Genomic DNA, 13,179 nt, shown 5'->3' on the forward strand with positions numbered 1-13,179 from the left:
CGAAAACCGGAGGGCCGTATGGCGAACCAGATGGACGGCCTCGTCGCCGTCGTAAAAAGAGACTGCCCGACCTGTGAACTGGTCGCGCCCGTGTTGAAACGGCTGGAGGAAACCGGCGTCCCCTTCATCGTCTATACCCAGGATGACCCGGCCTTCCCGGAAGGAATCAGCGGCGTGGTGGACGATACGACGCTGCAACAGTCCTTCCTTTACGATATCGAGTTCGTGCCGACCCTGATCCGCCGGGAAAAGGGCAAGGAGGTCGAACGCACCTTCGGCTGGAACCGGGCGGACTGGGAAAAGCTGACCGGCATCCAGGGGCTGGGCGAAGGCCTGCCGGAAAACCAGCCGGGCTGCGGGTCGAAAAGCGTCGAACCCGGCGTGCATGAACTGTTGCAGGCGCGCTATGGCGAGGTGCCGATGAAGGCGCGCAAGATCGCCTATTCGAGCTGGGACGACCCGGTCGAGCAGGCGTTCGGCCGCGGCTGGACCGACGGGCTGCCCGTGGTGCCGCCGACCGACGAACGCATCCTGCGCATGCTGCAGGGAACGCCCCGCAAGCCGGACGAGATCGTCGGCATCATTCCGCCGGACATGAAGGAATGCACGGTCGAGAAAGTCGCGATCAACGCGGTGATGGCCGGCTGCCTGCCGGAATACATGCCGGTTGTGCTGGCCGTCGTCGAAGCGGCGCTGGACCCGAAATTCTGCATGCACGGGCTGTTATGCACGCTCAGCTATTCCGGGCCGGTCATCGTCGTCAACGGACCGATCACCAGACGGATCGGCATGAACTGGGGGCACAACTGCCTGGGCCAGGGCAATCGCGCCAACGCCACCATCGGCCGCACGTTGCAGCTGATCGTCCGCAATGTCGGCGGCGGCCGGCCGGGCGAAATCGACCGCGCGGTGTTCGGCAATCCGGGCAAGTTCACCTACTGCTTCGCCGAGGATGAAACCGACGCCGCCTGGACGCCGCTGCATGTCGCGCGCGGCTGCAAGCCGGGCAGCAACGCCGTCACCCTGCATCAGGGGCACGGGCTGACCAGCTTCTCCGACAACCGGTCGCGCACCGGCGAGGAACTGGCGCGGTCGCTGGCGATGCAACTGGTCAACGACATCCATCCCAAGGTCGTGCAGACGCCGAACGTGATCCTGTGCATCTCGCCGGAGCATTACCGCATCTTCGAACAGGATGGCTGGGACCGGGCGAAGATCGAGGACAAGCTGCACGAATACACCACCCGCCCCGGCAAGGATCTGGTGCAGGGCGCGCATGGCGTGCCCGAAGGCGTCTCGCCGGAGAAAATGAAGGACATGATGCCGAAATTCTGGCGCGACCACGGACTGCTGATCGTGCGCTGCGGCGGCACCGCCGGGCTGCTGTCCGCCATTATCGGCGGCTGGAGCGGCGGCCGGAATCACGACGAAATCCAACCCGTAACCAAGGAGTTCTGAGCATGGCAGAAGAATTGTTCATGCGGGACCCGACGAGCGAGGCGTCCTCGACGCTGCGCACGCCGGTGCCGTTTCCCGCCGATATAACAGGCAAGACCATCGCGCTGCTGGACATCGCGAAGGAACGCAGCGACGAATTCCTCGATACGCTGGAAACCCGGTTCGTGTCGCAGGGCTTCACCGTGAAGCGCTACCGCAAGGCGAGCAATTCCAAGAACGCCGCGCAGGATATCGTGCAGGCCATCGTCAGCGAAGCCGACATCGTCGTCGAAGGGCTCGCGGATTGAGGCTCGTGTACGTCGTGCAGTCTGCATGACATCAACACGCTCGACAAACTCGGCATTCCCGGCGTTATCGTCGCCACCACGGAGTTCATGCCCGCGGCGGCGTCACAGGCGAAGTCGCTCGGCTTCGAACCGGCGATCAAATGGGTCCCGCACCCGATCCAGAACCGCACGAAGGACGAGCTGGCGGCCATCGCCGACGCCGTGTACGAACCGATCCTGGAGACGCTGCGCGGTACGGTGAGATAGGCATATCCCGCCTGTTGCGTCGATGGACGGCGCGGCAGGCGGGGTCCTTACGCCGCGTCCAGCAATTGCCGGATGGTCTGCGCCAGAACGGTGCGCCGATAGGGTTTCGGCAGGAAGGCAATGCCGTCATCGCCGCTATCGGGTGTCCCGACCGTATTGCCCGCTATCCCGGACGTATAAAGGATCCGGACATTCCGATAGCGCTTGCGCACATTTGCTGCGACATCCTCGCCATTCATGCCATGCGGCATGACCAGATCGGTAATCAGCAGGTCCAGCGGCGGCAGGTCGTCCAGCATGGCAATGGCCGACGGCCCGTCGCTCGCCGATGCAACCCGGTACCCCAGCATTTCCAGGGTGGCCGTCAGATTGCCGCGGACATCCGGATCGTTCTCGACAACGAGCACATTCTCCGTGCCTCTCGGCTGGAATCCGACGGCCTCCGACGCGGACGGTTGCTGGCGCGGCACTTGGTCCGTCTGCGGCAGATAAAGCCGGATCACCGTACCGTTCCCCGGCGTACTGTCGATTGTGACATGGCCGTCGGATTGTTTCACGAAACCGTAGACCATGCTCATGCCGAGGCCGCTGCCCTTACCGGCTTCCTTCGTCGTGAAAAACGGTTCAAAGACGCGGGCGCGCACGTCGGACGACATGCCCGACCCGGTATCGGACACGGTTATGACGACATAGGAACCCGGCGTCAGCCCGTTCGCGCACTTCGGATCTTCCGGACCGATCAGCGCATTCTCCGTCGCGATCGTAATCTTGCCGCCATCGGGCATGGCGTCGCGTGCGTTGATCGCCAGATTGAGCAGCGCGTTTTCCAGCTGACCCGGATCGATCACGATCCTGCTCACATCCGTCGAAAGACAGCATTCGATTTCGACATGGTCTCCCAGCGACCGCCGCATCAGTTCGCTGAGTTCCTGAATGAGCCTGCCGGTATCGGTATATTCCGGACGCAGCGCCTGCTTGCGTGAAAACGCCAGCAGACGCTGGGTCAGGTCCGCGCCCCGGAGCGTCGCGCGCAATGCGCCCTCTTTCAGTGCCCCCAGCGTCGTACCCGCCGCGATATGGTCGTCCATGAATTCCAGATTTCCCAGAATCACCGCCAGCAGATTATTGAAGTCATGCGCGATTCCACCGGTGAGCTGTCCAACCATTTCCATTTTCTGCGATTCTATCAGGCGCTGCTCGGATTCCACTTTTGCGGTTATGTCCCGGTTGATGCCGATCAGACGCACCGCTTCCCCGGCCGCATTCCGGTTCACAAGCCCGTAACTTTCCAGGTGACGGATCGTGCCGTCCGGCAAGATGAGACGGAACGTCGTGGAAAACTCGTTCTTCGTCGCAATCGCCTCGTCAATTTCGCGGCGCAACCGGGCGATATCTTCGGGATGGACAATGTCCGTCCAGATCTCCGGCGTCCCGGTATATCCGTCTCCGGGAAGACCGAAAAGCTCGCACATCCTGCCGTCCCAGACGATCATGCCTGACGCGACGTCCCGATCCCAGATGCCAATTTCACCAGCCCTGGTTGCGAGGCTCAAGCGCTCGACAAGGGTGTGAACCTGTTCCTCCGCTTCCTTTCGGTCCGAGAAATCGCGGCCGATTCCTTCGACACCGGAGAACATTCCGCGCGCATCGTAAAGGTAATGCGAACTTGTGGAAATCATTACCTTGCGGCCGTCCTTTGCGCGCAGGGCCACTTCATAATCCCGAACCGTGCCGTTGCCGGCATCAAGCGCCGCAAGGAACGCCATGCGATCCGGCGGCGTGTAAAAGATATCCGAGGCATCGCGTCCGATGATTTCTTCCGGCGTATAACCGAGAAGATTTGTAACCGATGGCGAAACACGGACCAAAAGGCCGTTCGCATCCGACCGGTAATACATATTCTTCATGCTGCTCAGGATTCGGTTGAAATCGGCATCGCGGGCCTTTAGCGCCTCGCGCATGGAGGCCCTTGCTTCGATATCGGAGAACAATACGCACAGAAGCGCCGTCGCAGGCGTGAATGTCACCAACATCGCAATGCCGACAGTGCGGGAAAACTCATTGAATTCTTCCCCTGGAACCAAAAAATACCAGGGCAACGCAACAGCATGCAGCACGAGACCGAATAACAGGAAATTCACAGTGCGGGACGCCACAATGTTTCGCTTGCGCAGCCAGAAGAAACCCGCGCCAATGAGCGCTGATGTCAATATGACAACCGAACCGGCCAACGCGCCCGCCCCGCCGAGCGACAGTCGGTACGCAATCGCAATTGCGCCGGAAATGACGGCGACAGCGATACCGCCAAAGGCGCTGCCGACGCCAATGAACAGGGTGCGGGCATCGAAGATCAGCCCGGGTCCCAGTTCGAGCGGCGATGCCATGCCGACAACAGCCGCGGAACCGAAAAGGATTCCCTTGACGGAATTGTGGAAAGCCGGTCGTCCATCGAATCGTTCGTTGACCTGCGAGATCACATAAAACAGAACAATAAAAAGCCCTGCACCTTTTGTGAGTTCCGCGATCGTGTCGGAAAACGCCAAATCAGACTCTCGATCAGTTCTTTATCTTTGCTCTTCCAGCATGGACGGGATCTTCAACCAAACTATCCGCGTAATTGGTTAACCAAATATTATCGCTATTATTGAAATATTTTCATCTACACCACCATGGAATGGTGTCGCGACCGCGGCAATCAGGCGGCGTCGTGGAAGATGATTCCGAGTGTAAGGCGGTTACCGGCGCGCAGGCGACTGACACCGTGGCGCATGGTGACCCGGTAAACTCCGCGCGCGCCCCGGACCGGCCGGTGACGAACAGGAAAGATCACGGCATCCCCCTGAGCCAGCGGCACGACCTCGGCGCGGGACTGCATGCGGGGGCGCTGCTCGGTCAGGATAAATTCACCGCCGAAAAAATCGTCGCCGGGACGCGACAGCAGAACGGCCACCTGCAACGGGAAGACATGTTCGCCGTAAATATCCTGATGCAGGCGGTTGTAGTCCCCGGCGCCGTAGCGCAGCAGCAGCGGCGTCGGCTTTGTCTGCCCCGCCGCATGGCAACGCGCCGCGAACGCCGCATGGTCCGGCGGGAAGCGGGTCCCGATTTTCAACTCGGCATGCCAGCGGTTCGCGATCAGCGCCAGCGGCGGATAGAGCGCCCCGCGCAGAGTTGCGACCGGTTCCGGCAGCGGATAGCCGAAATACCGGTATTCGCCCTGCCCGTATCCATGGCGCGCCATGACGATGCGGCTACGGAACGGCGCATCGCTGTCGTAACACGCGGCCAGCGCCGCGCAGGCGCCGGCGTCCAGCAGCTTACCGGCAAGGGCGTAGCCCTGCCCGTCGAGATCGGTTTCCACCCGCGTCCAGTCCGGCGCGTGCCAGGTTTCGGTCATGCCCGCCTCCTCCGGCAATCATGCGGACCGGGGCGCCGGGCGCCACCCGAAACTTGCGGCGGCCTTAGCCCGAAAGAATCTGAAACGCGGCTTTGTGAAGTTCCAGTTGGCGGGTAGTCGAGGACCGACCCGCCTTCATCACGAAAAAGCAGCCTCAATCGGGCGGCGCGTTACCTGTGATTCCGAGTCGAGCAGTACGCGCGCTCTGATCGTGAGCATTCAGAAGACCAACTCACTTCGGCGACCACTTGATCTGGAACTCGATCTCCTCCCCATCCGCGCCTCTTTCGTGCTCGATGTTGAAGGTTGCGCGCACCGGCACTGATATCCGCTCGCCGGCAATCTGGATATCGAACCGCTCACCTGTCTCAAGCGCATCGGCAAGCCGGCGCAGCTTGTCGATGAATTCCGGCAGTGGGTAGTCCTTCTCGATGTCTCTTTCCGGTTTCCGGGCCATGTTTCCTCGCAATCGGCTTTAATGGGGCTGCAAATTCAAGTTTCGAGATTCTGCGCCACCTGCGCATCGAGATGGCTGACGAGGCCGGCGGGCAGCTTCAACGACTGCGCCAGATGCTGCAAAAACGCCTTTTCGTCCGGGTGATCGGGATCAATAGCAATGCGCGCGGCAAGATAGAGTTCCGCTGCCTGTTCCTGGCTGCCGGCCAGAGCGGCGATCTGGTCGGGCGAAGCCGGGTTCTGCAGGGCGTCGAAAATAAACGCCTTGTCCTCGGCGTCGAGCCCGCCGCGATTGGCCGCGTCGAAAATCAGCTTCTGCTCGTCAGACCCGACGTGACCATCGGCGTTGGCGGCCGCGATCATCGAGCGAATGAACGCCAGTGCGAACGGCTTGCCGTCGGCGCCGGTTACGGGGGCAAAGCGTGATCCTTCCCGCGGCGCATCCGCGGCCGTCGCCACCGTGGCCTGCCCTGGCTGCTGGCCTGCCTGCCAATTCTGATAGGCCCGGTAAGCCAGCGCGCCAAGCGCTGCGGCGCCGCCATAACCAAGGACGCCGCCAGCCATCTTGCGGAATTTCTTTTGTCCCAGCAGCACGCCTAGCAAGCCTCCGGCCGCGAAGCCGCCGAGCGCCCCGCCGGGCACCCCGAAGCCGCCGGGTCCAGGCGCCTGCTGTCCGCCGAGACGGCCCAACGCGCCGCTGATCAGTTCGCCAATACTAGCCCCGCCCTGGCCTTGCGGCGCCGTTTGGCCACCGGTCGCGGAAACGTTCGCAGGCGGCTGCTGACCGCCCGGATTGGTAATGGCGTTCGGACCTAGAAACTGTTCGAGTAGCTTTTGCGGATTCATGGAGACCTCTTGATTACGGGCTGAAATTGGGTGCGCCCCGGAAATTTTACAAGGGTTCGTTTCATCTTCAGGCGTGCGCCTTTGCCACCGAATATCGTGTGTGTGGCCACGGCTTTTTCGTCGGCCTCGATGCGGGTGGTGGCAAGGTTATCGGCTGTCGCCCGCGTGGAGGCGGCGTGAGAAACAAATAAACCCGAATTCCGATCACGCCGCCAGGGTCATCGCCGCCGGTTCCGGGCGGCGGGCAATGCGATAGACGGATGCCGGAGGAACGTTGATCCAGGCAATGCCGACCCGGCGCGATTCCAGGTCCAGGTGTTCAAGCATGGACCGCGAGACAGAGCATTTGGGGCCGTAGGTGAACTGGTAGAACGCGCCCTGAGGCCGCAGCTGGCGAAAAGCGCCGGCGAGGACACCCAGCACCTTGCGCCGAGGCATGCTCAGCACCGGCAGGCCGCTGACCACGGCGCCGACCTGGCCGCTGAAGGCGAGCTTCAAGCGCCCCAGACGTGCCGCGTCCTCGCACAGCACGGTGGCGCTGCGGTAACGCGCCTGCAGCAGGCTGGCGAACTCAGGAGACGATTCGACCAGGACCAGCTGATCCTCAGGTACGCCGCGGCGCAGCAAGGCACGCGTGAAGGCGCCCGTTCCGGCGCCAAGCTCGATGACCGGGCCGGTCGCCGCGCTGATATCGGCGGTGATGACACTGGCGAGGGCCGTGCCGGACGGCAGGGCCGCGCCCACCCGCAGCGGGTCGTTCAGCCAAGCGCGGACGAAAGGCAGGACATCGGCCCGCGCGCCGCGGCCGGCAGCAAGAAGATTCATGGTTCGATGATTCATGGCGTTTACCCCCTCCGTCCTCGTCGAGCACAGCCATGCTTAACGAGGCTGATACTCGACGAGGTGTCCGGCATACCTGTGTTACACGACCCCGGAATGAAAGGCGAGCCGTGACGGAGCGAAAACATCGGCCACAAGGCATAGCCCGTGGCATCGGTGCTGGATGCTGAAGCGTCACATCCTTATCAATAAGGGAATCCTGAATGTCAGCAGACCCTAATTCACGACCCGTTTCAATTCGCCGGTGATGATTTTTTTCTCTTCGCCCTCCACCGTGCGCGAGAAGCGCAGTTTCATGCCATCCGGCGTCAGGGTACGGTGATAGACCTGCATGTCGTAGCTGCCGGAATCGGTGACGATCAGGGCATAAACGGATAGGGTGTCACCGGCAATACGCGCCCAGACATATGGGTCGCCCTGCATCGGATTGTTCGGCACCTCGTTGCCGAAAACATCCGTGCGCATTGCGGACTGATAGATATTCTCGCGATTGGTGCGGCGGAAGCTGATCGAATACGATTTGCGCGTCAACTCGCCGCCCTCCCGCGCCGAAATCGTCGACCAGGAAACGTTGAACCCGCGCTTTTCCGCCGAGACGATCACATTGATATCGCGCTCTTCCAGGTCGCCGCCATGGCCGGAAAGGGAACGGCCGACATACTCGCCATAGAAATCCTTTATCGGCCGGTCCGCGGCCGCGGCGGCTCCGCCGACAAGGGCGAACAGCAATGCCACGCAGAGCGCCGGTATGCAGAGCGCGGGTTTGGTGTTGTGTCGCATGCTCGCTCCCTTCCCGGCCGGGTTCAGACCATCCGCCCGAAACCCCGCGCCGCGCTGTCCCCCGCTCAGGAGGCGCCAAACACCTTCTGCAGCAGTTCCGTCGACCGCTTTGCCGGATTTTCGCGTATCGCCGCTTCTTCCCGGCCCAGGTAGAGGAACAGCGCGCCGAGCGCGCCATCGAGCACATGCGACGTCAGGTTCGCCTTGACGTCGGGCACGAAGGGCATGGTCTTGTACTGGCCCATCATCGCGTCATAGGATCTGATCGCGCCGACCTCCGACAGGGTGGAATCGACGACCGGGCGCATGCTGTCCGCCAGCGGCGCGGTCATCCTGCCCTTGAAATACTGCGTTGCCGCGTCTTTCGGGCCGTTATAGATCTTCCGGACGTCGTCCATCGACATCGCCGCGATGGCATCCCAGAACACCGCCTTCGCCTGCGGCGCCGCGGCCTCCGCCGCGCGGTTGAGCTTCACTTCCAGATCGTCCGCCATCTGTGACATGCCAACCGTCTTCAGGACCGACTGCACCTTCTTCAGGGATTCGGGCAGCGGAATACGGATTTCCGGATTGCCGTTGAACCCGTCGGTCCTGCCGACCGTTTCAACCACCCGTTCGGTGCCGACCTTCAGCGCCTCGCGCAATCCGGCGGCGATTTCATCGGTCGCCAGCCCCGTCGTGCCTTCCGGCGCCGATTTGGTGATCGAATCGAACATCTCCCTGCCCTTGTCGAAAAAACCCTGCGACTGCGCCGGGACGGCCACAGCGGCAACCACTCCGGCGACGGCGGTGAATTGCAATAGGGGCAGAAGGGTAAATCGGGACATGGAACGGCCTTTCCGTTGCGGCGCGGCCAGCATAGGCTCTGGCCTTGATTATATATTGGGCATGGCGGCGCACCGGCAAGGCAATTCAGGACGTTACGGACAGGGAAAATACGGATGGAAAACCGCAAATTCTGCCGGACCGGGCTGGCGGAACGCAATCGCCCGGACCGGGTGACCGGCGCCGGGGAAGCCGGCCCGTTGCCGGATGAGACCCTGACGAAGCTCAAGCCCCTTTACGCAACCGATTTCGGACACCTCGCTTGACCGCCGGGTCCGGGCCGGTGCGCGGCCTCGGCCCGACATCGCTGTCGGCCGCCGCGCTGTCGATTGTCCTGATGGGCGATGCGCTGCTTTATGTCGTGCTGCCGGTCAGCGCCGCCGACTTCGGCGTCAGCATCATCTGGGTCGGAATCCTGCTGTCCGCCAACCGCTTCGTCCGCATCGTCTCCTATGGCGCGATTGCCCGGGTGACAGATGAGCTGGGCATCCGTCGGACGGCGATCCTCGGCTGCGCCACCGGCGCCGCCTCCACCGTCATCTATGGCCTGGCCGACGGCGGCCCGGCGCTGCTGGCGGCGCGGCTGCTGTGGGGCCTGTCCTATGCCGCGCTGATCCTCGCCTGTCTCGCCTATGCGGTCGATGACCGGGAACGCGCCGGCACGCGGGTCGGGCTGAGCCACGCCATCCAGCAGTTCGGGCCGGCCGCCGCCCTGACCGGGGGCGCCTGGCTCGCGGGTTATGCCGGGCCGCAGGTAGTCTTCCTGTATCTCGGAATCCTGTCTTTCGCCGCCCTGCCGGTCGCATTCCTGCTGCCACGGGAAACCGGTCCGGCGCAGCGCCGGGATTCTCCCTGGCTGCCGCGTCCCGAACGGCTGGACCTGCTGTTCTTCGCCGTCGGGCTCACCATCGACGGCGCCTTCACCATGACGATCACGATCCTGCTCAGCGGCGTACTGTCCATCGAAACCGCTATTCTGGGCGGCGGGTTGATCTTCCTGGTCCGGCGTTTCGCGGAAGCCTTCTTGGGCCCGCTGGGCGGCATGCTGGGCGACCGGGTCGGCGTCGGCAGGACATTCTTCGCCGCAACCATGCTGTCGGCGGCGGGCCTTTCGGCAATCGCCCTGGGCCATATATACGCCGGCGCTGTCGCGGTCGTGGTCGGCCGCGCCATCATCGCCGCCGTGGGCCCCGCCGCCGTAGCCCTACGCAATCCGCCCGAACGGGTAATGCACCGGCTGGCGACGATGCAGAGCTGGCGCGACCTGGGCGCGGCGCTCGGCCCGCTGGCTTCCGGCTTCGTGATCGGGGTATGGGATCTGCCTTCGATCTATTGGGGGCTGGCGGTACTGCTTTGCACGGGCATGGCGATACAGGCCCTGCCCCGTCGATAGATGGTCACCCCCGGCCACCATCTATTGTGGTAGTGTATCGATGAAATTCATACCCGCCACGCTACCCATTGGCAAATCATGTGTGAACCGCTACCGTATTGCCTGTAAAGCGGAATTTGTTCGGGGGGACGCTGCCTTACGTAATGTGGAACCGGGATAGCTCGCGTTCGACCAAAAAAGTCTCCCCGGAGTTTCGATAACCGGGAGAAAAAAAGGGAGTTTGTCCATGTCACTGAAGCACCTGATCGGCCTGACCGCGGCGACCGTCGCGATGGCCACGACACTGAATGTTGCCCAGGCCGCGTGGCCTGAAAAACCCATTACCATTTACTGTCCGTATTCCGCCGGTGGCGGCACGGACGCCACCGCCCGCTTTTTCGCCACCGGACTGCGGGACGTGCTGGGGGTTCCGGTCAATGTCGTGAACCGTACTGGCGCCAATGGGTTGACGGGTCATTCGGCGATGGCCAGTTCGGACCCCGACGGCTATACGATCGGCCTGATCGCGCAGGCGATCGGCCTGTATCACTGGCAGGGCATGGATCTGAGCTACAAGGACATCACACCGCTGGCGATGTTCAATTTCGATCCGGCCGGTTTCCAGGTCGGGCCGAGCAAGGCGCATCTCAAGGACGCCATGCAGGCAATCGAGGAACTGAAGGCGAATCCGCAGGACTGGAACCTGGGCGGCGGCGGCCGCATGGGCAGCTGGGGCATGGCCTTCACCCAGCTCGCGCTGGCATTCGATATGGACCCATCCATCTACAGCTGGATCGCATCGGGCGGCGCGGCGCCGTCGCTGACGGAACTCGCGGCGGGCGGCATCGATCTGGCGCCGACCTCGCTGCCGGAAGCCAAGACCCTGATCGACGCGGGCAAGATCCGCGCCCTCGCCGTCATGGCCGAAAAGCGTCACCCCACCTTCCCCGACGTTCCGACGATGGAGGAAGTCACCGGCAAAAAAATCGTGGCGGGCGCCTGGCGCGCCATCGCCGCCCCGAAGGGCCTGCCGGACGACATCAAGGAAAAATACATCGTGGCGCTTCGGAAAGTCTGGGAATCTGACGAATTCAAGGAAGGTATGGACAAGTTCGGCTACGGCATGGCGTGGATAGAAGGCGCCGAACTGGATGAGTTTCTCGCCGCCAATGACGCCAACGCAGGCAAGATCCTGAAAGCGACACAAGGCAAGTAGTAGTCTGGACGCGTTCGCGACCGATATTATGGGGGAGGCTTCGGCCTCCCCTTTTTTTCGCGGCGCACAGCCAGTCCACCGGCATGCGGAATCGAAGCTATCTCGCCGTCCATCCATAGCCAATACGGCCCGGAAAACCGGCCGTCAGGACGATGCGGGAAACGGCGCCCCGAACCATTACGACGATTGTTAATGGCGGCATACAAGCATAGGTGCCTATTGGCAAAACCTTCGGGGGTCACTACCGTGCACAATGTAAAACGGAATTTGTCCGGGAGGACACTGCTTTTCCATTTATAGAACCAACCAAAACGACCGGTAAGACAATCGCGTCGATCCGGGAAAACTCGACAACTGGAAGCAATCAAGGAGCTAGTGAATGTTTTTGAAGCACTTAATGGGATTGGGCGCGACGGCCGTCATGTTGGCCACATCGCTAAATGCCGCCCAGGCCGCATGGCCAGAAAAGCCCATCACCATCTATTGTCCGTATTCCGCCGGTGGCGGCACGGACGCCACCGCCCGCTTTTTCGCTTCCGGATTGCGCGAAGTACTTGGGGTTCCGGTCAATGTCGTGAACCGCACCGGCGCCAATGGGTTGACGGGTCATTCGGCGATGGCCAATTCGGACCCCGACGGCTATACGATCGGCCTGATCGCGCAGGCGATCGGCCTGTATCACTGGCAGGGCATGGATCTGAGCTACAAGGACATCACACCGCTGGCGATGTTCAATTTCGATCCGGCCGGTTTCCAGGTCGGGCCGAGCAAGGCGCATCTCAAGGACGCCATGCAGGCAATCGAGGAACTGAAGGCGAATCCGCAGGACTGGAACCTGGGCGGCGGCGGCCGCATGGGCAGCTGGGGCATGGCCTTCACCCAGCTCGCGCTGGCATTCGATATGGACCCATCCATCTACAGCTGGATCGCATCGGGCGGCGCGGCGCCGTCGCTGACGGAACTCGCGGCGGGCGGCATCGATCTGGCGCCGACCTCGCTGCCGGAAGCCAAGACCCTGATCGACGCGGGCAAGATCCGCGCCCTCGCCGTCATGGCCGAAAAGCGTCACCCCACCTTCCCCGACGTTCCGACGATGGAGGAAGTCACCGGCAAAAAAATCGTGGCGGGCGCCTGGCGCGCCATCGCCGCCCCGAAGGGCCTGCCGGACGACATCAAGGAAAAATACATCGTGGCGCTTCGGAAAGTCTGGGAATCTGACGAATTCAAGGAAGGTATGGACAAGTTCGGCTACGGCATGGACTGGAAACAGGGCGCCGAACTGGATGAGTTTCTCGCCGCCAACGACGTCAACGCCGGCAGGATACTGAAAGCCACCGAAGGCAAGAAGTAATCCGGGACGCATTTGCGCCCGGTATAGCGAAGGGGGAGGTTTCGGCCTCCCCTCAGACCGCTGACAAACCCCTCGCCTTTGGTGAGGGGTTTGTGATTCAATGCG

Annotated in this window: 13 protein-coding genes; 6 read left to right on the forward strand and 7 right to left on the reverse strand. The window is 62.4% G+C overall.

Annotated elements, in window-relative coordinates; all coding sequences use genetic code 11:
• Positions 1–18 precede the first annotated feature (18 nt).
• Positions 19–1,458 carry a thioredoxin gene (locus WD767_07535; GenBank protein ID MEX2615931.1) on the forward strand — a complete coding sequence of 480 codons (1,440 nt, stop codon included), beginning with the start codon at positions 19–21 and terminating at the stop codon, positions 1,456–1,458.
• Positions 1,459–1,460: 2 nt separating this feature from the next.
• Positions 1,461–1,991, forward strand: a complete 531-nt coding sequence (locus WD767_07540) for a UGSC family (seleno)protein (protein MEX2615932.1) — start codon at positions 1,461–1,463, stop codon at positions 1,989–1,991.
• Between the two features lie 47 nt (positions 1,992–2,038).
• Here WD767_07540 and WD767_07545 read toward each other — a convergent pair whose 3' ends face one another.
• The 7 genes from WD767_07545 to WD767_07575 all read right to left on the reverse strand — a co-directional run bounded on the left by WD767_07545 (position 2,039) and on the right by WD767_07575 (position 9,137).
• On the reverse strand, positions 2,039–4,468 hold the full coding sequence (locus WD767_07545) for a PAS domain-containing protein (protein MEX2615933.1): 2,430 nt from the start codon (positions 4,466–4,468) through the stop codon (positions 2,039–2,041).
• Positions 4,469–4,686: 218 nt separating this feature from the next.
• A complete protein-coding gene (locus WD767_07550; protein ID MEX2615934.1) occupies positions 4,687–5,388 on the reverse strand; it encodes a 2OG-Fe(II) oxygenase in 702 nt (233 codons plus the stop codon).
• Between the two features lie 232 nt (positions 5,389–5,620).
• Positions 5,621–5,845 carry an amphi-Trp domain-containing protein gene (locus tag WD767_07555; GenBank protein ID MEX2615935.1) on the reverse strand — a complete coding sequence of 75 codons (225 nt, stop codon included), beginning with the start codon at positions 5,843–5,845 and terminating at the stop codon, positions 5,621–5,623.
• Positions 5,846–5,880: 35 nt separating this feature from the next.
• Positions 5,881–6,690: a tellurite resistance TerB family protein gene (locus tag WD767_07560; protein ID MEX2615936.1), complete on the reverse strand. Its 810-nt coding sequence runs from the start codon at positions 6,688–6,690 to the stop codon at positions 5,881–5,883.
• 204 nt (positions 6,691–6,894) lie between these two features.
• Entirely contained in the window at positions 6,895–7,530 is a 636-nt protein-coding gene (locus tag WD767_07565; protein MEX2615937.1) for a methyltransferase domain-containing protein, read from the reverse strand.
• 216 nt (positions 7,531–7,746) lie between these two features.
• Positions 7,747–8,310 carry a hypothetical protein gene (locus WD767_07570; protein MEX2615938.1) on the reverse strand — a complete coding sequence of 188 codons (564 nt, stop codon included), beginning with the start codon at positions 8,308–8,310 and terminating at the stop codon, positions 7,747–7,749.
• Positions 8,311–8,375: 65 nt separating this feature from the next.
• Positions 8,376–9,137, reverse strand: coding sequence for a DUF4197 domain-containing protein (locus WD767_07575; GenBank protein MEX2615939.1), 762 nt, complete (start codon positions 9,135–9,137; stop codon positions 8,376–8,378).
• 114 nt (positions 9,138–9,251) lie between these two features.
• Here WD767_07575 and WD767_07580 point away from each other — a divergent pair, with 114 nt between their 5' ends.
• The 4 genes from WD767_07580 to WD767_07595 all read left to right on the forward strand — a co-directional run bounded on the left by WD767_07580 (position 9,252) and on the right by WD767_07595 (position 13,074).
• Positions 9,252–9,401, forward strand: a complete 150-nt coding sequence (locus WD767_07580; GenBank protein MEX2615940.1) for a hypothetical protein — start codon at positions 9,252–9,254, stop codon at positions 9,399–9,401.
• Positions 9,398–10,528: an MFS transporter gene (locus WD767_07585; protein MEX2615941.1), complete on the forward strand. Its 1,131-nt coding sequence runs from the start codon at positions 9,398–9,400 to the stop codon at positions 10,526–10,528. Before WD767_07580 ends, WD767_07585 begins: the two co-directional genes overlap by 4 nt.
• A gap of 226 nt (positions 10,529–10,754) precedes the next feature.
• Positions 10,755–11,723 carry a tripartite tricarboxylate transporter substrate binding protein gene (locus WD767_07590; protein MEX2615942.1) on the forward strand — a complete coding sequence of 323 codons (969 nt, stop codon included), beginning with the start codon at positions 10,755–10,757 and terminating at the stop codon, positions 11,721–11,723.
• A 379-nt stretch (positions 11,724–12,102) separates the two neighbouring features.
• Positions 12,103–13,074, forward strand: a complete 972-nt coding sequence (locus tag WD767_07595; GenBank protein ID MEX2615943.1) for a tripartite tricarboxylate transporter substrate binding protein — start codon at positions 12,103–12,105, stop codon at positions 13,072–13,074.
• The last annotated feature ends 105 nt before the right edge of the window (positions 13,075–13,179 follow it).

It is taken from the genome of Alphaproteobacteria bacterium (genome assembly GCA_040905865.1).
Lineage (GTDB): Bacteria > Pseudomonadota > Alphaproteobacteria > UBA8366.